At 61.5% G+C, this 19,327-nt stretch carries 14 protein-coding genes; 2 read left to right on the top strand and 12 right to left on the bottom strand.

All coding sequences use genetic code 11. From position 1 onward, the window contains the following. The first annotated feature begins 9 nt into the window (after positions 1-9). Positions 10-282 (top strand): UBP-type zinc finger domain-containing protein, encoded by a 273-nt coding sequence (locus tag B9Z01_RS30810; RefSeq protein ID WP_085489327.1) that lies wholly within the window; start codon positions 10-12, stop codon positions 280-282. 108 nt (positions 283-390) lie between these two features. Here the strand turns inward: B9Z01_RS30810 and B9Z01_RS30805 are convergent, their stop codons facing one another. The 4 genes from B9Z01_RS30805 to B9Z01_RS30790 are packed head-to-tail and all read right to left on the bottom strand — an operon-like array spanning position 391 to position 9,968. After that, complete coding sequence (locus B9Z01_RS30805; protein ID WP_085489326.1) at positions 391-1,536, bottom strand: hybrid sensor histidine kinase/response regulator; 1,146 nt, start codon at positions 1,534-1,536, stop codon at positions 391-393. After that, on the bottom strand, positions 1,533-4,232 hold the full coding sequence (locus tag B9Z01_RS30800; RefSeq protein WP_085489325.1) for a PAS domain S-box protein: 2,700 nt from the start codon (positions 4,230-4,232) through the stop codon (positions 1,533-1,535). The genes B9Z01_RS30805 and B9Z01_RS30800 overlap by 4 nt, the downstream gene beginning before the upstream one ends. Before the next feature lie 19 nt (positions 4,233-4,251). Continuing rightward, on the bottom strand, positions 4,252-9,243 hold the full coding sequence (locus B9Z01_RS30795; protein WP_085489385.1) for an AAA family ATPase: 4,992 nt from the start codon (positions 9,241-9,243) through the stop codon (positions 4,252-4,254). Positions 9,244-9,287: 44 nt separating this feature from the next. Further along, positions 9,288-9,968, bottom strand: coding sequence for a response regulator transcription factor (locus B9Z01_RS30790; protein ID WP_085489324.1), 681 nt, complete (start codon positions 9,966-9,968; stop codon positions 9,288-9,290). A gap of 415 nt (positions 9,969-10,383) precedes the next feature. Between B9Z01_RS30790 and B9Z01_RS30785 the strand changes: the two genes are divergently transcribed. Then, the gene (locus B9Z01_RS30785; RefSeq protein ID WP_167387591.1) at positions 10,384-11,931 is read left to right on the top strand and encodes an ATP-binding protein; all 1,548 of its coding nucleotides are present in this window, start codon (positions 10,384-10,386) and stop codon (positions 11,929-11,931) included. Between the two features lie 89 nt (positions 11,932-12,020). On the opposite strand, the gene B9Z01_RS30780 is transcribed toward B9Z01_RS30785, so the two are convergent. The 8 genes from B9Z01_RS30780 to B9Z01_RS30745 all read right to left on the bottom strand — a co-directional run bounded on the left by B9Z01_RS30780 (position 12,021) and on the right by B9Z01_RS30745 (position 19,236). Further along, positions 12,021-13,106 carry a porin gene (locus tag B9Z01_RS30780; protein WP_085489384.1) on the bottom strand — a complete coding sequence of 362 codons (1,086 nt, stop codon included), beginning with the start codon at positions 13,104-13,106 and terminating at the stop codon, positions 12,021-12,023. Between the two features lie 173 nt (positions 13,107-13,279). After that, complete coding sequence (locus tag B9Z01_RS30775) at positions 13,280-14,311, bottom strand: maleylacetate reductase (protein ID WP_167387590.1); 1,032 nt, start codon at positions 14,309-14,311, stop codon at positions 13,280-13,282. 77 nt (positions 14,312-14,388) lie between these two features. Further along, a complete protein-coding gene (locus B9Z01_RS30770; protein ID WP_085489321.1) occupies positions 14,389-14,715 on the bottom strand; it encodes a non-heme iron oxygenase ferredoxin subunit in 327 nt (108 codons plus the stop codon). Between the two features lie 2 nt (positions 14,716-14,717). Continuing rightward, a complete protein-coding gene (locus B9Z01_RS30765; protein WP_085489320.1) occupies positions 14,718-15,194 on the bottom strand; it encodes an aromatic-ring-hydroxylating dioxygenase subunit beta in 477 nt (158 codons plus the stop codon). Further along, a complete protein-coding gene (locus B9Z01_RS30760) occupies positions 15,191-16,453 on the bottom strand; it encodes an aromatic ring-hydroxylating dioxygenase subunit alpha (protein WP_085489319.1) in 1,263 nt (420 codons plus the stop codon). Before B9Z01_RS30760 ends, B9Z01_RS30765 begins: the two co-directional genes overlap by 4 nt. Further along, complete coding sequence (locus B9Z01_RS30755) at positions 16,450-17,166, bottom strand: fumarylacetoacetate hydrolase family protein (RefSeq protein ID WP_085489318.1); 717 nt, start codon at positions 17,164-17,166, stop codon at positions 16,450-16,452. Before B9Z01_RS30755 ends, B9Z01_RS30760 begins: the two co-directional genes overlap by 4 nt. A gap of 17 nt (positions 17,167-17,183) precedes the next feature. Next, positions 17,184-18,230, bottom strand: coding sequence for a gentisate 1,2-dioxygenase (gene gtdA, locus B9Z01_RS30750; protein WP_085489317.1), 1,047 nt, complete (start codon positions 18,228-18,230; stop codon positions 17,184-17,186). A gap of 16 nt (positions 18,231-18,246) precedes the next feature. Further along, on the bottom strand, positions 18,247-19,236 hold the full coding sequence (locus B9Z01_RS30745; protein ID WP_085489316.1) for a 2Fe-2S iron-sulfur cluster-binding protein: 990 nt from the start codon (positions 19,234-19,236) through the stop codon (positions 18,247-18,249). Positions 19,237-19,327: the final 91 nt, after the last annotated feature.

Below are 19,327 nucleotides of genomic sequence, written 5' to 3'. Positions count from 1 at the left end.
GAGTTCAAGTTGAGCACGACATGTTCCCATCTCAGTGAAGCCCGGATCGTCCAGACTGATAAGGATTACTGCGAAGACTGCGTCAAGTCCGGGCAGCACTGGGTTCATCTACGCCTGTGTCTGACGTGCGGATATGTGGGATGCTGTGACTCTTCGCCGAACCGGCATGCGAGCAGACACTATCACGAGACCGATCATCCGCTCGTGCGCTCGATCGAGCCAGGGGAGCGCTGGATCTGGTGCTACGCCGACCAGGTCGTCGCTGGCGAGGTCGCCCCGTAGGCGCACGCAAACCATCCGCACGAGCCGTGTCACGCCCTGAGGGCGAATGCGTCTGCGGGCCATCGGCTCACCGCTCAATTCAGCAGCGCTCCGCCCGCCCCATCCGGATCAGCCTGATAGCGCCAATCTCACGATCAATCCCGGATCGTTGTCCTCGAGCCGAAGCGTGCCGCGATGCAATGTCGCAACCCCTTTGACGAGCGCCAGCCCCAGGCCAACGCCTGGCGTTCCCCGACTCGCGTCGCCGCGATAGAACCGCTCGGTCACCCTGCCTTTCTCCGAATCCGGCACACCGGGACCGTTGTCGGCCACCTCGACTTCGATCGAGCCGTCCGCGCCGCTCAGCGCGACATGTACGTCTGTGCTCGCAAACTTCAGCGCGTTATCGATGAGATTGCCGATCGCCTGGGCGAGCAACAGCGGGTCGACCAACGCCGGCAGGCTATCCGGGCAGCTCAGCGACAGCGTGAGGCCGCGCAGTTCCGCGAGCGGCTGATAGAACTCCACCGCTTCCGCAACGATATGAGCGACATCACTTTGCAGAAACCCCGACCTGCGCACTCCCGCATCGATTTCCGCGAGGCGCAAAAGCGCATTGAAGATGCAGATGACACGGTCGATGTCGCTCAACGCACCCTCCAGCCGCTCCAGCGTTTCGGCATCGACCTTCGTCTTGAGATCGAGGATCATCGTCTCCATCCTGAAACGGAGTTCGGTCAACGGCGTTCGAAGATCGTGAGCGATTGCATTCGATGTGTTACGCACGCTATTGATCATTTCGATCAGCGCGTCCTGCGCGGCTTCGCGGCTGCGCACCTCGTCCTGAAGGCGTGCGTTCTGCTCTTTCAGGGCTTTCTGCAGCCGCCCCAGCTTGAGATGCGTTTTTACACGCGCGAGCAGTTCCTCCATCCGCAGCGGCTTGGTCACGTAGTCGACTGCCCCGACGTGGAAGCCGGCCGTCTTTTCCGCCGTCTGCGAAAGCGAGGTCATGAAGATGACGGGAACCGCGTGGGTTTGCGGATTGGCCTTCAGTCTGCGGCACACTTCGAATCCATCCAGACCGGGCATCATCACGTCGAGCAGAATCAGGTCCGGGTGCACGAGATCCGCCCGCCTCAGTGCTTCTTCACCGTCGCGGGCAATCGAGACGCGCAGGCCGTTGCCTTCGAGAAAGTCGACCACGAGACCCAGATTCGACGCCGTATCGTCGACAACCAGAACGAGCGGCGCAACGCTATCGAGTTCTTCTGTCATGCCGGCTCTCTTCCGTTCATATGCCGCTCGATGAATACGAGCAGCTCCCTCGACTCGAAGTTCTCCGCGAGCCGGCGCACCCGCCGCACGAATGCCTGGTAACGTTCGTCGCTTTCCAGCACGGAATCGGCATGCCGGATGACGTCGCGCATCTGCCCTCGCAACGCGAGACGGTGCAGAATCTCCATGTTCTCTTGCGAAGGAACGGCAAGCAGCGCGGGCGTGCCAGGGTCGCCCGGAGCAGATGAAAATGGCATCGAGGCGTCAAGCGCGCGCTCACCGTCCCCGAATGAGCTCACTACGCCGGACGGCATGTCCGGGCAATGCCCATCGAAGGGCGCCGATGGCTCGACAGCTACGCTGTCTATGTCCTCACGTCTCGTGCAATCCGCGTCATCCGCCGCTTGCGCCCGTTCGCCCTGATCCGGCACCGCGAGATCGAACCAGAACCGGCTCCCGCGTCCGTGTTCACTCTCCACATGAATCTCACTGCCCATGAGCCGGACGAGATGCTGACTGATCGAAAGTCCCAGCCCCACACCCGCGCTGCGCCTCTCGGTATCGCCTGCCTGTTCGAACGGTCGAAACACCCGCTCGATCTGATCGGCGGTGATGCCCACGCCTGTGTCCCGCACCTCGAAGCGCAGCATGCCGGGGCTAACCTGTCCGACCGCGAACGTGACTTCTCCTTCGTCCGTGAATTTCACGGCATTCGAAAGCAGGTTGAGCAATACCTGGCGCAAGCGCTTTTCGTCGACCCGAATGACGCCCGGCATGCACGACGCAATCACGCATGTCTGCGTCAGACCCTTTTCTCTTGCGCGCACACCAACCATCTCCGCAAGCATTTCCAGAAATGGTGCGAGAAGCACATCGCCCGGTTGCAGTTCGATTCGGCCCGCGCCCATGCGCGCGAACTCCAGCAGATCGTTTATCAGCGTCAACAGGTGTGTCCCGCTTTGCTCGATGACCGACACGTGCGACTTCTGGCGTGGATTGAGCCCGTCGTCGCGGCGCAGGATCTGCGCATAGCCGAGGATGCCGTTCAGCGGTGTCCTGAGTTCGTGGCTGATATTGGCGAGGAATTGATCCTTTGCCTTGTTCGCGGCCTCTGCCTCGTCTCTCGCGATGCGCACCGTCGCCTCGAGCGTTTTACGCTCCGAAATGTCCTGCAGGACCGCGATCGTATGGTAGATCCGCTCGCCGGGTTCCCATTGCATTGCCACGCAGACATTGACCCAAACCCGCGTTCCATCGCCGCGCACGAGGAGCTTGTCTTCGGCGTAGTGAGGGATTTTCTTCTCGAACAACAGTCCGAACCTCGAAACGCTGGCAGGCAAATACGATTCGTCCGTGACGTCCCTGAAGGTCATCTTGAGGAGCGCATCCCGGGTATAGCCTACGATCTCGCAGTAGCGTTGATTGACACGCAGGAATCGCCCATCCGAGCCGCAGTGTGCGATCCCGACCGCGGCGTTCTCGAACGTGCCTCGAAAGCGCTCCTCGCTGGCGCGCAGCGCCTGCTCCGCACGCTTGAGCTCGGTAATGTCGATCAACGTGCCGCTCAGGCGGGCAGACGCGACGCCGGACTGCCCGCGCGGCGTGCCGCGCGTGAGCACCCATCGGTACGACCCGTCGCGGTGCAGCAGGCGGTGCTCGATCTCCAGCGCGCCGCCGCCCCTGCACTGGCTTCTAAACGTTTCGCCAAAACGGATCCGGTCGTCAGGATGAACGATCTCCATGAATCGGCCGAAGCTGGGAGCACCGGCATGCTCGCCATAGCCGAGCCACTCGCGGACGTTCCAGCAGCGAAGTACCCAATCGCGTTCATTTTCGCCGCTGAGTTCCAGTTCCCATACGCCAACGTTCGATCCCCGCATTGCCGCGCCGACACGCTCGTTGGTTTCGCGCAGGATCTCCGCTTGCGCCGCGCGCCGCGTCTCGGTCACGTCGCGAATCGCGAGCACGACACCGACGACCTGCCCCACATCGTCGACAATGGGCGTCCCCCGGGTTTCGACCGGAACTTCGCGCCCGTGTCTGCCAACCAGTCTCGTCTTCGCCGGCAGGTCAACCGGCGCCCGGTTGCGCAGGACCGCGGTTCCCATGTCGCCCAGCGGCGTGTTCGTGTCCTCGTCGATCAGCACGAGAATCTTCGCGAGCGGCTGGCCCGCGGCCTCCTCCCGCGACCACCCCGTCAGCGCCTCCGCCACGGGGTTGATCAGCGTAATGCGCGATTCGCAGTCCGTCGCAATCACGCCGTCGCCAATGCTCGCAAGCGTCACGGCATAGCGCTGCTCGCTCTCGCGCAGGCGGCGCTCGGCGCCATGCTTGTACAGCGCCATCTCCACGACCGTGCGCAGTTGCTGGTCTTCGAAAGGCTTCAGGACATACCCGAACGGCTCGGTGACCGTCGCGCGCCGGACCGTCTCCTCGTCGGCGTAGGCGGTGAGAAATACGATGGGCAGGCTGTACGTTTCGCGTAACCGCCGCGCAGTATCGATACCGTCCAGTTCTCCTTCCAGGCGCACATCCATGAGGACGAGGTCCAGCGGCGCCCGGGCCGCCACCGCTATCGCCTCCTCGCCGCTCGCGACGCTGCCCGCGACCGTATGACCGCAGCGCATCAGCTGTTGAGCAATATCGCGTGCAACGACACGATCGTCTTCCACAATGAGTATGCGCGCCGGTGCCATGGTGAAGGCCGCCTAATCCCTAGAGTTTGAAATGAATGACAAAGCTCGTGCCCGCGTCGCCGCCTCGCTGAACCGAAGCATGGAGTTGGCGGGCAAGGTCGGAAACGAGTTGCAGGCCGAGCGACTCGGCCTCCTCGACGGAAAAATCCGGCGGCAACCCTATGCCGTCGTCCGATACGCTGAGCCTGCACCTGCGCTCGTCGTCCGACACCAGCCCGACGCGCAGACACCCGCGCCGGCCCTCTGGAAACGCATGTTTGAGCGCGTTCGAGACGAGCTCGTTCACGATCATGCCGCAAGCCACCGCCCGGTTCATGTCGAGCTGTACGTCGTCCACGAGCACGTCCAGAGACACGTTCAGTTGGCTCAGTTCATAAACACGGGAGAGATGCGCGCACAGATTGCGGATATGAGACGCCATGTCGATGCGCGCGAAATTGCCGGCGCGATACAGATTCTCGTGAACCATCGCCATCGAGCGCACGCGGTTTCTGCTATCCAGAAAGAGCTCCGCGGTCGACCGGTCTTCAACGCGCGCCGCCTGAAGATTGAGCAGGCTGCTGATCAGCTGGAGATTGTTTTTGACCCGATGATGCACCTCGTGCAGCAAGGCATCCTTTTCCTCCAGCAATGCCTCGATCTCCTCCAGCGTGGCGTTTTCAATCGATATCGCGGCCTGCGATGCGAGCAGTCTGAGCACCGCCATCCGCGAGGGTGTAAAAACACCTGGCGCGAGCTCGTTCTCGAGATACAGCGCGCCTATCACCCGGGCCTGCTTGACGAGGGGCAAAGACAGAACCGAGCGCGCGCACGTGCCGCCGAAATACTCATCCGTGGCAAACGGATTCTCCATCGAAGCATCGTCCACCAGCACCGGTTCGTGCGTGCGAAGGCTGTGATGCAGCAAGGCGAGCGGCACCGTTTCCGACGATGCGGCCCGGCGGCCGACGCTAACCATGCTGCCCTCACGAATCGAATTCGCCTCCGCCTCGATCCAGAGATGCTCCGCATGTGGCAAGATCAGCAACGCACGCCGGGCGCCCGCGTGTTCGAGGACGATGGTCATCAGCGTATGCATCAACCGCTCCAGGACCCGCTCGCTGGAAATTGCCTGGGATGCCTTGACAACCGTCTCCACGTCCAGTTGATTCGCCACGGGCTCGCTCGACGGACCCGCCGCATCTTCCGCCATGAGTCCCGGATGGCGCGCATCGAGCGCCCTGACTTTCGCCGTCGCCCCCCAGTTCAGATAAGCCAGCCGGGCGTTGCGCAGATAGACTACGCCGATGGCCGCAAACCCGCGGTCCTTGTAGAACTGACCGGCAATCTCGTTGGCGAGCCCCTCGACATGCGGCAGACGCTGCTCGTGGGCATCCGCTATCGCCCGCTCGTAGTGCCGCATCGCTTCAAACTCGCGCTTCTCTATACGCGCAATTTCGGCCTCGACCAGCGCGGCACGCGAGGCGAAGTTCGCGGGGCAGTGCCGGGCCCAGTCACACAGCTTCTCGACGTGTTCCGCTAGCGCCGCCTGGTTGGCGGCCTGCTCGTCGGGCGCGAGGGCGTCATGCCATTTCAGGCGCGTCAGCGCGCTAAAGAAGTGATATTCCGCCAGTTCGAAGTGGCCCGACGTTGTCCACAGCAATGGCGCCGCCCGCTTGCGCGCCTCGAGCGCGCCCTCGATGTCCCCGGCGAGATAGCGCGCCTGCAACTGGCGTATCCAGTACCAGCACGCCGCGATGGCGAGCGCGGGATTGCCTTCGAGATGGCGCTCCAAAGCGGCCTCGTCCGCATAATCCGCATGGGCGGAGCCGAGCCAGGGCGCCAGTCCCCTTAGCCCGCGGATCAACGACAACTGGGCGGTCATGATGTCGACGATCAGCCCGAATCCCGCGGCGCGAACGATGCGCAGGCGTTCGACGGCCTCGTCCTCGACCTCGGCAAGCGGATGACCGGCGGCGAGCAGGCTCGTCACCAGACAGCAGCTGCTGAAGCCGATATAGGTAAGATCTCCGCTCTGCGTGGCCGCTTCGAATGCTCGCCGCAACAGCGGCAGTCCCGCGCGCATGGGCTGCGTCCACGGCATCACGTGATAGGCAAAGCACATGTACACGCGCGCCCTGAACCGGCCAAGCCCTTTCTCGTCCACGAGCGCCAGTCCCAGCCTGCCGAACTCGAATCCCGCGCGGTAATCGCCAAAAAGCGGACCCGCCACCATGCCGAGGTAGGCAAAACCCAACGAAGAAGCGTCGGCATTCCCATGTCGAATGCTCAGGTTCGCCATGCGGGACAAAACCAGGCACACCAGGTTCTCGTCCGTGAAGAAGGCGGGAGGCAGGACCGCGGTCAGCACATTGAGCGTTGCCTCCAGCGTTTCGTTCTCGAGCAGCGGAAGATCGATGAGGGACGCGACTGGTCTTTGCCCGATCTGGGCGAGCAGCGTCGCATACTCCGCCTGGGCGGCCGCACGAGCGGGATGCGGAGCCCAGTCGATGCCGACCTGACGCAGATAGTCGAGGCAGATTTCGACGGCAGCCTGCATCTGATCGAGCGCGGTATGCAGCGTTACGCGGAGAAACGCCACCGCGGCCTTGTGCGGCACGTTCTCCGCCCTGGCGGCGAGACCGCGCAGGCGCTCATCGGCCAGCGTTGTACTTCCCGTGAGGAATTCGCATTCAGCTCGAAGCAGTTCGAGCGAGAACTTCTCGTCGTAGTGCGTTTGCCATGCCCCGCTGCCGAGAATATCGCTTCCGACCGTCAGATACGCGAGGGCGGAACCGTAGGCCGCGGAAGCCCTCGCACGGCGGCCAGCGCGCAAATTGAGGCTGGCCACTCGCATGCGCACCCGAATGTCGTCGATGACGTGGATGGCCCGGTCGTACTGATTGACGATTTCGAATATATTTCGTTCGACTTCTGGATTGTCATCCCCATCGTCCAGCATCGTCCCAATGCGAAGATGCGCGGGCGCGCGATCCGCCTCGGCCAACAGCGCGTAGGCGGCCTCATGGATCCGGTCGTGAACGAATGCGTAGCCATCGGCCTGCCGATAGACGATGCCTTGGGCGGCGGCCTCCGCGAGCTCCGCATCAATCGCCTCGCTCGACTGGCCGCTCACGCGCGCGAGTACCGCCGTTGAAACGCGGGCGCCAAGGCACGCGAAATTCACGAGCGCGTGGCGGGTCGAATCGGACAGGCGGCCGAGCTTGTCGACCATCAGATCCACGATGCTGTCGGGAAAGCCTCTTCCCGCAATCTGATCCGCGTTGGATGCCCATTCGTGACGCGCCTCGTCGAACGTGAGAAAACCTTCCTCCGCGAGAATCTGAAGGAACTGGACGACGAAAAACGGATTCCCCCCTGTCTTGTCGAACATGACCTGCGCAAGTTGCGCCGTGTGCCGCATATCGCCGTGTGTCGCATCGCGAACCAGATGTGCCACGTCGTCCACACCGAGCGGAGCCAGCAACAGGTCATGAACCCGAACCCGTCCTGCGCGGATTGCCGCGATGACGCGCGTCAACGGGTGCGTGGTCCCGACTTCGTTGTCGCGAAACGCGCCGATGAGCATCAGGTGCCTGATGTCTTGCGACTTACCCAGTGATTCGAGTACCGGGATCGTGCCGGAGTCCAGCCACTGGAGATCGTCGAGGAAGAGCACCAGCGGCTGCCCTGGAGAGGCGAAGGCCCCGATGAATCGCGTCAGCACCGCGACAAACCGTGTCTGCGCATCGTGCGGCGGAAGTTCGGCCACCGCAGGCTGCGGGCCGACGAGGCGTTCGAGCTCGGGAATCAGATTGACGATCAGTTGTCCTTGAGAGCCCAGTGCTTCCTGAATACGCTCCCGCCATGCGCCGATTTCAGATGCGTCTTTGTCAAGAATCTGCTGTACGAGCATCTCCATCGACTGTGCGATCGTTGCATAGGGAATGTCCCGTTTGTACTGGTCGAACTTTCCTGACGCAAACAGGCTGCCCGAACAGGACATCGACTGATGGAACTCCTCGACCAGCGACGATTTCCCGACCCCCGAGTAGCCGGACACCAGAACGAATTCCGGTGAGCCGTCGTAAGCGACACGGTCGAAGACATTGGACAGTGCTCGCACTTCCTCTTCTCGCCCGTACAAACGGTCGGGAATGAGCAGGCGATCGTCCGAGTCCGCCGAGCCCAGCACGAAGGGTTCGATGCGCGCGCCGCGCCGGTATTGCACGGCGCACAACCGCAGGTCGTGCTCGACGCCTCGCGCGGTCTGGTACCGGTCCTCCGCGGCTTTCGCGAGCAGCCGCTCGACAATGGCGGCAAGAGAATCGGGAACCTCAGGCGCGTATTCCTTCAGCGAGATGAGTTTTTTCGCCGTATGGGAGTGCAGCCATTCAGCCGCCGAGCTAGCCAGATAAGGGAATCTGCCCGTGAGCATCCAGTAGATGACGACGCCGAGCGAGTACAGATCCGATCGCGCATCGGATCTCCGGTTCACGAGGCCGGTGCGCTCGGGCGCGATGTAGGGCAGCGCGTCCGTGAACAGGACCGGCTGGCCGGTTTCCTTGTCTTCGGCAGCGGCAGTTGAAGTCAATCCGAACCCGGTGAGCGCGGCCCCGCCGGTCTTTGCGTTGACGAGCAGATGAGCGGGCCGGATGTCGTTATGGATGAGGCCGCGCCGATGCAATGCGTCGAGCGCGGCCGCCACGTTCGCCGCGATCGATAGAACCTGACTGAGCGGCAAAAGGTGCGTCTGCATGGTGGAGAGGACGCTGCCGCCCGGATCGTCGAGGACAAGCGTGAGCCCCCGGCTCTCCCGCAGAAGCGCATCCGGTTGCGTGAAGCGGGGACTATCGAGTCGTGCGCGCAGTCGATAGGCGTTCTCGAGCAACGACAGGGCTTCCGCCGATGGCCGACTGGCCGACGGCCGCGCGGCGAGCTGCGTTTTCGCGGCGCCGCGCGTCTTGACGCGCGAGAGGACAAGGACACCGTCATCCCACAACGTTTGAACGTTCGAGTCTTCCAGATTCATGACGGCGGGCACATCGGTCGGCGGCTTCGGAGGGGGGATCGAATTCATGCGTCGGCCGAAAGCATGTACCCGGAGTTTCGCACGGTGTGCAGGAGCGAGCGTTCAAATCCCGCATCGATCTTTTGCCGAAGCTTGCTGACGTGCACATCAATCACGTTGGTCTGCGGGTCGAAGTGATATTCCCAGATATTCTCCAGCAGCATCGTGCGCGTCACGACCTGATCGGCATGCCGCATCATGTACTCGAGCAGCTTGAACTCGCGCGGCTTCAGGCTGATCGCCTTGCCCGCACGCGTCACCCGTCGCGAAAGCAGATCGACGCACAGATCGCCCACCTTGAGCGTCGTCTCGAGCACGTCGCTCTGCGTGCGGCGCATGAGCACCTCGAGCCGCGCCAGCACCTCTCCGAAAGCAAAGGGCTTGACCACATAGTCATCGCCACCGGCCTTCAGTCCGCGAATGCGCTCGTCCACGGCGTCGAGCGCGCTCAGGATCAACACCGGAACCTTGTTCCCTGTCGCCCTCAACGCCGCCACGATGCTGAGTCCGTCCACGCCGCCCGGCAGCATGCGGTCCAGAATGATCGAGTCGTATGCGCCGCTCATGGCGAGGCACATGCCGTCCTGGCCGTTGTCGGCGAAATCGACCACGTGACCCGCCTCGGCAAGCCCTTTTTTCAGAAAGCTGGCGACCTGCAGATTGTCTTCGACTAACAGAATCTTCATCCCAACCACTCGCGGTTCCAGACGGCCGCCGTGCACGGTCCCGGCGCAACGATGCCGCACGTGTACAGCCCGGTCTTGTTCGCCACAGACATCTGGCCTCCAATTATCCGTCGAGAGCGGATACGCGGTTTTTCGGCGCCTCATTAAATTTAGTTAATGTTCACTTCAGCGGTCGACGCCGACGTTGCGCACCGGTACCCTCGAATGTCCGAAAGACCTTATGCCACCGCTGCGGCAACGGTAGATTAACAAAAGTTAATTTTGGAGTAAGGGTGAGGAAAAGACGCTTCTCCTATCATCCGTCTCTACACGGCCGGCGCACAATCGGCCTGCTCGCAGCATCGGAGCGCCAATGACCGGGCAGGTTGCCGCGCCCCCAAGCCCCTTGCCGAGTAAGTCGGACGGAACTGCAGACATGAACCACGCGATAACCGACTCCCGATCGTTCGATCCGCGCGCGCAGATTATTCAGGTTGGCGAATGCGAGGTAGATCTCGGCGTACGGGCGCTACGTCGCGGCGGCAAAGTGGCGGATCTCGGATCGCGCGCATTCGATGTGCTTGCGACCATCGCCCTCGCGGGCGGACGCATCGTTTCCAAAGATGAACTCATGGAGACTGTCTGGCCCGATACGATCGTCGAGGAAAACAACATTCACGTTCAGCTTTCGGCGATCCGCAAGGCGCTAGGCACGGATCGCAAGCTGATCCTGACGGTGCCGGGACGCGGGTATCAATTGGTGGCCCCTGGCCCCGACGCGAGGATCATACCGTTGCCGCGCCCCGAACCCGGACCAACCGCCAGGTCCAGCCAGATGCCGGCAGGCGAAGCGCTGCTCGGGCGCGAAGCCGCAATAGCCGAAATACGCTCTCTGATGGCCTCGGCGCGCATCCTGACGCTCGTTGGCGCGGGCGGCATCGGGAAGACAAGAATTGCCCGGGAAGTCGCGCGCCTGCTCGCTGCGGAACAGGCTGTCGAGGTCTTCCTCGTCGAACTCGCGACGCACCGGACACGCGGGGCGGTAATGCGCGCGTTCGCTGACGTCTGCGGCCACCCGCTCGACGAGGATGAGCCTGATCTCCAGCTCATGGCGAGCGTGCTGGCGGGAATGCGAGGCTTGCTCGTCATCGACAACGCCGAGCACGTCGTGGAGCACGTGGCCGAAATCGTAGGGCTGATCAGCCGCGCCAATCCCCAGGTTCGCATCCTCTGCACCAGCAGGTTCCGTTTGCGTGTGTCCCTCGAAGTCGTCTATCGTGTCGGCCCGCTCGCCCTCCCTGAAGCAGGCGATAGCCCGGATGCCACGTTCCGCTCTCCGGCGGTCAGTCTCTTCCTGAGGCGCCTGTTCTCGAACGGCGTGAATGTCGACATGAGCCACGATCGGCTCAGCGTCGTCGAGAAGATATGCCGTTGCCTCGAAGGCATTCCGCTCGCACTCGAACTGGCCGCCGGCCGCGCTTCCGTACTCGGCCTGGAAGGTATCTGCGAGGGGCTCGACGAGCCTCTGCTCTATCTGGCAGGTGGTTATCGAACGGCCCAGCCCAGACATCGAACCCTGCGCGCCTCATTCGACTGGAGCTTCGAGATGCTCAACGCCATCGAGCAGATAGTGTTTAGACGTCTGAGCGTCTTCAACGGCACCTTCGCTGCGGAAGCGGCGTGCCTGATCGCATGCGACGCCATGCTCTCCAACGAAGCCGTGATGGACTGCGTCGGCGAACTGGTCGACAAATCACTCATCGAGATTCAGTTTGAAGGCGCGGAGGCGAAATATCATCTGTTGGCACCGGCTCGCTCGTACGGCCGTGAAAAACTGCTTTCGGCGGGCGAGATCTACACGATTTTCGAGCGCCGCACCCTTTACTTCGGCGAGCATCGTCCCGCTCCTTCCATCGACGCAGCCACCTCGCACGCACTGTCGTCGGAGTGTGCCGTACAAACACCCCCATTCATGGGCGCGTAGCGTCGCCCCCCATGTAGCGCGACGACGCCAGGCTTCGTTGCGGTCACTCGCCGCGGGTCAACGTATGCTTTGCACGTGGGTCCCGAGGTTCAGAATGCGTGACGCACACCGAGCATCACGCCAACCTGTTCCGCGCCTGGCTCGACCGTACCGCCGGCGGCCACCGACGTGCTGCCGTTTCGGCCGTTGATCATGTAACCCACGGAAGAATAGACGGAGGTGTTCTTGCTCAGAAAATAGCTGGCGCGCGCAACCAGCCCGGTCGAACTCGTCACGCGTAGCTGGATGTACTTGGCGACCTGCGCGTCAATCACCAGCGAGGCGATCGGCACATAGCTGAGTCCGAGGAAATACAGGTTATACAGCGTGCTTGCGACACCGGCCGACAGGCTGCGGTGAATCCAGCCACCGCCTACTTTCAGGCTGGTCAGCTTGAAATAGCCATCGACGACAGAGCGTGTGTCCGTGTAGTCGCTACTGGTCAGCGGTGCAGACGCACCCTCGTTACCACGCATCTGGTCATACGACACCGCTGCGCCAAAGCTCGACGAATCGTAGGCAATCAGGGCGGTGTATTGCTTGCAGGCCAGGAAATCGCCGGGCACCTGTCCCGGGCAATTCGTTGCAGAAGGGCCGGCGGGACCAGCTGCGTCCCGGCCGAAACTATATGTCGCGCCGATGGTCAGGCCCGCAAACTTTCCCATATAGCCGATGGCGTTGTCGCTGCGTGCATTGGGGAGATAATTGTCGAAGACGTACAGTGAATGAATCGACGGCCCGATAACGTCGGCGTTCAGGAGAGAATAAGCCGTCATGTTGAGCTGCCGCCCAAGCGTCAGCGAGCCGTACGCGGTCTCCAGCCCCACGTTCGCTGCTCGCCCGAACAAGCGGCCACCGTAATCGAAACCGCCGGTGCCCGGCGCGAAGCCGTTCTCCAGCTTGAAAAACGCTTTGTTGCCTCCGCCGAGATCCTCCGAGCCCGTCAATCCCCACTCCGAAGGCACTTCGCCAGTCAATGTGGGCACACCGACGAAACTGCCGCCACCAGCAGCATGGTTATAGTATTCAACTCCTGTATCGATGATGCCGTATAGCGTAATGCTGCTTTGGCCGTATGCGAGGCATGACACTTGCACAAACGAAAAGAAAGCGACACCCCTCAACGCACCGGGCATTTCCATTGAAGTCTCCTTTGTTCCAACGACCATTTTTTTATAACTTACGGTCTACTAATCAATATGCGAGAGATGGCGTGTTTTTCTGTGATCGTTCTGGTCATGTGATACGTGCAAGCCGCCGGCGGCCACAAGGCGAAAACCGCTAACGCCGGATGAAGCGAGCAATGCCCCTAGTGCGCCTGCATCACGGACGGCTCCTGCCCGGCCCACGCGGCCTGCAACAGCCTGAGCACGGCTGCCTCGTCAACCGGCAATGGGTTGTGATCGATGTGGTGGAAGGACTCACTGGCGATGGCCGCGATGCTGTCCGCCGCAACGCCCAGTTCGCTTAGCGCGACGGGCGCACCAAGATCGCATACGAGTCGCTGCAGTGCCACCGCGGGATGTGCGCCCATCACCGACTCCATCGTCGCGCATGCCTCAGGTATCGCCGGCGCGTTATAAGCCAGTACATGTGGCAGTACGACACAGTTGGATTCGCCGTGGGGCACCTCGAAGCGCCCGCCCAGTATGTGACAGATCCGGTGATGCATGCCGATGCCGACCGAATTGACCATCAGGCCGCCGATCGTTGCGCCATAAGCTGCCTGGGTGCGGGCCTCCACGTCAGCGGGTTCATCGGCCAGTTTCTTCAGCGCGCGGTAGAGCATGTCGATCCCGGTCAGCGCGAGCTGGCTCGTCAATGGATTGCTCTTTGGGACATACAGCGCCTCGATGCAATGCGCGAGCGCGTTCATGCCGGTGGTCGCGGTCTCCCGGATCGGCAACGATTGCGCAAGCATCGGATCGACAATCACGGTATTGGCGAGCGCCCTGGGTTCACGCCTGCTGCGCTTTTCGCCATCCACCAGCACGCCGAACAGCGGCGTCATCTCCGACCCCGAAAGCGTGGTCGGCAATGCGATATGAGGCGCGCCGGTCTCTACCGCGATATATTTGCCAACGCCGATAGTCGATCCACCACCGATGGTGACGACGGCATCACATTCCCGCTGGCGGAACGCGTCGAGTGCCGCATTCGCTACTTCAATAGGACAATGAGGCTGCGCACCGGTAAAGCTTGCCTTGACCGCTGCGCCCATCGATTCGATCACCTGAGCGTAGCGCCGCTGTCCCGAAGCGGTTGTGACGACAAGCGCCCTCGACCGCCCTAGCTCGCGCAATCGCGCACTCACCTCGTTCGCGCGGCCAGCGCCGAACATGATGGTCGGCGAGTGGCAGAAGAAATCAAAAACTGGCTTCATCGAAACATCCTTGTATGTTCTGGTGGAACGCCTCGTTACTCAAAGGCGACGTAAACCCGGCCGTTCTCGATCCTGACGGGATAGGTCCGAATGGCCTGGGTTACCGGGGCACAGGTCGGCTCGCCTGAGCGAACGTCGAACTTTCCCTGGTGCAACGGGCATTCGATTTCGTGACCTTCGAGAAAGCCGTCGCAAAGCCGTGCGTGGCCGTGGGTACACAGGTTGTCGGAGACGAAGACGTCGCCATCCACGCAGTAGATGGCAAGGTCCTTTCCCGCGACGATTACCCCGACCACGTCGTCGGCGGGCACGTCTTCGACCGCGATGGCGTCCTGCCACGAAAAATTCGTATCAGTATTCATGATCAGACCGGGTAGATGATGGAGTTCGGAATCATTTCGCTGTCGTAGATCGCGAGACGCGATGCAAACTTCAGACCGTCAGAGGTCGCAACGACTTCGTCGACGTAACGACCCGCGTTGAACACGGTCGACAACTGGTTCAGCTTCGTGCGGATCACGACGTAATTGGCTTCGCTGTAGATGCGGCCGTCCTCGACTTTGCGAACCAGCGGCGCGCCGACGATATGCCGCTGATAGTACGGGTCGTGAAAAAGCGTCTCATTGATGCCGTAGACGCGATCCTTGAGCATCCCCTTGCTTTCGAACGAAAGTGTCGCCAGCGGAAATCCGCGCTCGAAGTTCTCCCGGGGCTGCAGGCGGTAGACACACTGCTCGGTGAAGAACTCCGGCCACAGGTTCCAGTTACCGGAGTCCACTGCGCTCGCATAGTCCGCATACAGCTGCGTCAGCGCCATCCAGTTTTTCAGGTTCTCCATCATTCCGGTGCCTCCATGACTTCGCGCCAGTAGCGGTACATGCCGCGAATGAGCGTATCGCTGACCATGTGATCGGTATCGGCGACCTCATGCCCGCCGAGCTCGGCGAGTGTCCGATGAAACGGCCGGCTTTCGAACGACGACTGGGAGAATTCGATCACCTCGCCATCGTCGGCAGAGACGAAGCCTGCCGGACCGAACAGGTTGGCTTGTCTGAGCCGCCGCTGGATCATCTCTTCGGAATCGTCCTCGAACGCGAAGTGCGTCCAGAAGAAGTCGAATGAGCCGTGTCCGTTCGGCTGAATCTGCCGCGTCGAGATACTGTTGACCGACTGCTGCAGAATGACACTCGGGAAAATGGTCGTCATGACCGCAGTCGGGCCGCCCCACCAGGGCTCCGCCACGATATCGAGGAAGCGCGGATCATTGAGTTGCATGTCCTCCTTGAAGCGCGCGACCTGCGAAACCTCTGACGCCTTCAGCGAGTTGCCTCTCGTGGAGATCATTGCGGCATGCCGGTTGTGCGCGTCCATCTTCAGGGCCGACCGGTTATCGGCACGCCAGAGCCCGAAGGTCACGAACCACGTATGCAGAAGACCAGGATGGTAGGCATCCTTAATGTTCTCCTGCATCAGCTTCCAGTTGCCCGGAATGCGCTGCCGGTTATATCCGAGAACCTTCAGCCTCCGGCCGTTGAAAGTCCTGTCGAAACACTGCAGGATCGTCGGGCCGAGGAAATCCTCGAACGACTCGATCTCGTGGTCGAACGAGGCGAAAACGACCCCGCCCCGCGTTGCAACCTTCAACTTCGTCAAGCCGTTGTCCTGCATCTTGAAGTCGGCCGGCATGCCGCCGAGCACCTTACCGTCCTGCTTCACACCCCGGCGAAACGGAACGCCCTGCAGATCGCCCTCCAACGTGTAATTCCATTGGTGGTACGGACAGGTGAAGCCGTCTTTCCTGTTCCCGTGACGCTCTCTGCAAAACGCCATGCCGCGATGGGCACACGCATTCTCTATGACGTTGACATTGTTGTCCGCGCCCCGGACCATGATGACGGACCGCTCGCCAATCACGGTACGGGTGAAGTCGCCCGGGTTCGGAATCTCAGCTTCAAGGCCGACATAGCACCAGTGCTTGCGATAGAAGAACCTCTCCAGCTCTTTCCTGTAGATCGACTCGTCGGTGTACGCCATGAACGGGATGCGGCTGGTACCCTCGCCTTCCCACTTGATGGTTTGAGGAAATATCGTGGATGTCATTGCGCTGCCTCCATCTTCTGCTGGATTACGGTCACGACCACTTCCGGGAGTCCGTCGATTCGGCCGCGCATCACATCTCCAACCACCACGGGACCGACACCTTCCGGTGTTCCGGTCATGATCAGATCGCCGGGGCGCAGCGGTTCATGGAGAGACAGGTGCGCGATACACTCCGCAGTCGACCAGATGAGCTTTGCCACGTCGGATGCCTGCCTGGTCGACCCGTTGACCGTCAATTCAATTGCCGCCGACGTCACATGCCCGGCTTTCCCGACGGGATGCAATGCCCCAACCGGAGCCGAGTTGCTGAAGCTCTTTCCAAACTCCCATGGCCGGCCTGCGTCGCGAGCCGCAAGCTGCAGATCACGGCGTGTCATGTCCAGTCCAACGGCGTAACCGAACACATGATTGAGCGCCTGGCTCGCCGGAATCTCGAAGCCGCCCTTGCCGACGGCGACCACGAGCTCGATCTCGTACTGATAGTTCGAGGTCATCGACGGATACGGAACCGACACAGGAGCCGAGGCGTCTACGATGGCGCTGGCCGGCTTCATGAAGAAAAACGGCGGATCCCGCTCGGGATCCTTGCCCATCTCTCGCGCGTGAGCGGCGTAGTTGCGGCCGACACAGAAGATGCGATTGACCGGAAAACGCTTTTCGCTTCCATGTACGGTCAGCGAGTAAAGGGGCGAAGCCGGAACTGCCAAATCCATTTGGTTATTCATTTCTCTTACTCCCGCGATTCGCGCCACAAGCCAAGCGCCTGATGGACCGGACGATCGCTGAAACTGAACAGGTGCGTGTCCTTTGTTGCGTGGATGCGCAGCTCATTCCAGGAAGGAACAATAAAGATGTCATTAGGACCAAAGCTGTGCGTGGTTCCGCTAATTTCGGCATGGCCGGAACCCTCCAGACAGACGTAGACGGTACCGTCCGTGCAGCGATAAGGCCGGGTTTCGAAACCGGAGGGGAGCCTCTGTGCATAGGCGCCGATCGTCGGCATCGGCGATCCGCCGGTGGCAGGGTTCACATAACGCAGCTTGAAGCCGAGATGTTCGTCCGGTTCGCCGTGAGAAATCCCCAGCAGCGATTCCCTGGTACGCTCATAGGGATAGACGAGCACAGGGCTCGATGAGACGCCAACGGGCTGGTAGTCGACAGGCAGCATGTTCGCGCCGTATCGCTTCAGGCTGTCGCCTTCGGGCCTGACGGGCGGTTGAGTGGCCGCGCTCGAGCGCTCGGAAAAGCTGGCATCGAGGAATTGCACCAGGGGCACGTCGAGCCCATCGAGCCAAACGGCCGGCTGAGTGCCAGGATTTCCGTGGTCGTGCCATGTCCACGAAGGAGTCAGGATGAAGTCTCCTCTGTGCATCGTGGCGCGCTCTCCATCGACCGCCGTATAGGCGGCATCGCCCTCGAGCAGAAGCCTCAGCGCCGACTGTGTGTGGCGATGCGCGGCAGCCACCTCGCCGGGCAAGACCATCTGCACGCCCGCGTACAGGGTTTGCGTGATGGCAGAACGCCCACGCAGCGCTGGGTTCTCCAGGATCAGTACACGGCGTTCAGCCTCGGCCGCACTAATGAGGCGACCGGCTTCCATGAGGGGTTCGCGAATCTCCGCGTAACGCCACAGGGCCGCTACGGCGGGAGAGCCCGGCGTCGGCGTGACCAGCTTCCCAAGCACTTCCCATAACGGAGTCAGGTTCTGCCGGCTGATGCGGTCGTAGTACTCGCGCCTCGCCTGCGCTTGCTCTGGTTCAATGGTGTGACTTTGCATGGTGGTTGTCTCCGATTTACGTGCCGCTCGAGTAGAAGGCGTCGGCGTAGATGTGCTCGGGCGGTATTCCGCGTTGTTCAAGAAGAAGTGAGGCTGCCTCCACCATGGGAGGCGAGCCGCAAAGGTAGGCGCGAAAATCTTTCAGACCGTCGCCCCAGTCACTGGCTATTGCATCGGTAACGAGGCCAGTGCGTCTCGCCAGTCCCGTCGCATCCGAGGCAGGGATCACCTGAACCGACAGGTTGGGATACTCGCGGGCAAGGTCTTGCAGCCAGTTCTCCCCGTAGACATCTAGTGGGGATCTCACACCGAAGTACAGATAGATAGGGTTTACCAAGCCCGCGCGGATGGCGCCGCGAATGATCGACAGGATCGGTGCGAGACCGGTCCCGCCAGCCACGCACAACATCGGCCCAATGTGTTTTTCGCGTAGATATGCCGTGCCGAGCGGTCCGCTCACGCGCACCGGATGACCGACAGCGACTTTAGAACTGATATAGCTCGATACCCGGCCACCGGGGACCAGACGAACGTGGAATTCCAGTTCTTCGTCTGACGCGAGACCTGCCATCGAGTATGGCCGGATGTGGGCCGGAGTGAACTGGAGCTGCGCGTATTGCCCGGGTGAGAACGACAACGGCCTGGCTGGCCGAAGCACGATTCGCTTGATGTCGTGCGTCATGTCCTCGACCGCCACGACGGTGGCCTTCAGCACCCTCGCCGGATGAATGACGATTTCGTCGGGTTCCGGTACTTCGATCTCGCAGCTTTCCGTCAATACGCTCATACAGGCCAGCGCAAACTGGCCCTCTTTCACGCGGAAAGTCTGTGCCTCCGGCCCCGACTCGAGGAGGTGGCCGCGGGTGACCTTACAGCGGCATGTGCCACATCGACCGGCCGTGCAGCTATACGAAATGGGCACGTTGTGCTCGCGTAGCAACTGCAGCAGATTGGCTCCCGGCGATACAGCCAGCGTGCGATTGAGCGGACGGACAATCAGATCCATGAGATTTGCTCTTCCCGGTAATCTTTCATGGACCAATTCTATGAACCGCACCAACATTGGTAAACGTGATATCGTGAATTATCAACATTTA

Origin of the sequence: Paraburkholderia susongensis, assembly GCF_900177725.1 — a bacterium.
Lineage (GTDB): Bacteria > Pseudomonadota > Gammaproteobacteria > Burkholderiales > Burkholderiaceae > Paraburkholderia > Paraburkholderia susongensis.
Note: the sequence above shows the minus strand (reverse complement) of the source record. Positions and strands in the feature narration are given on the sequence as shown.

Excerpts from the sequence above, each read along its gene's own strand:
- B9Z01_RS30805 (WP_085489326.1), bottom strand. The coding sequence starts at position 1,536 with ATGACAGAAGAACTCGATAGCGTTGCGCCGCTCGTTCTGGTTGTCGAC.
- B9Z01_RS30800 (WP_085489325.1), bottom strand. The coding sequence starts at position 4,232 with ATGGCACCGGCGCGCATACTCATTGTGGAAGACGATCGTGTCGTTGCA.
- B9Z01_RS30795 (WP_085489385.1), bottom strand. The coding sequence starts at position 9,243 with ATGAATCTGGAAGACTCGAACGTTCAAACGTTGTGGGATGACGGTGTC.
- B9Z01_RS30790 (WP_085489324.1), bottom strand. The coding sequence starts at position 9,968 with ATGAAGATTCTGTTAGTCGAAGACAATCTGCAGGTCGCCAGCTTTCTG.
- B9Z01_RS30785 (WP_167387591.1), top strand. The coding sequence starts at position 10,384 with ATGAACCACGCGATAACCGACTCCCGATCGTTCGATCCGCGCGCGCAG.
- B9Z01_RS30780 (WP_085489384.1), bottom strand. The coding sequence starts at position 13,106 with ATGCCCGGTGCGTTGAGGGGTGTCGCTTTCTTTTCGTTTGTGCAAGTG.
- B9Z01_RS30775 (WP_167387590.1), bottom strand. The coding sequence starts at position 14,311 with ATGTTCGGCGCTGGCCGCGCGAACGAGGTGAGTGCGCGATTGCGCGAG.
- B9Z01_RS30770 (WP_085489321.1), bottom strand. The coding sequence starts at position 14,715 with ATGAATACTGATACGAATTTTTCGTGGCAGGACGCCATCGCGGTCGAA.
- B9Z01_RS30765 (WP_085489320.1), bottom strand. The coding sequence starts at position 15,194 with ATGATGGAGAACCTGAAAAACTGGATGGCGCTGACGCAGCTGTATGCG.
- B9Z01_RS30760 (WP_085489319.1), bottom strand. The coding sequence starts at position 16,453 with ATGACATCCACGATATTTCCTCAAACCATCAAGTGGGAAGGCGAGGGT.
- B9Z01_RS30755 (WP_085489318.1), bottom strand. The coding sequence starts at position 17,166 with ATGGATTTGGCAGTTCCGGCTTCGCCCCTTTACTCGCTGACCGTACAT.
- gtdA (WP_085489317.1), bottom strand. The coding sequence starts at position 18,230 with ATGCAAAGTCACACCATTGAACCAGAGCAAGCGCAGGCGAGGCGCGAG.
- B9Z01_RS30745 (WP_085489316.1), bottom strand. The coding sequence starts at position 19,236 with ATGGATCTGATTGTCCGTCCGCTCAATCGCACGCTGGCTGTATCGCCG.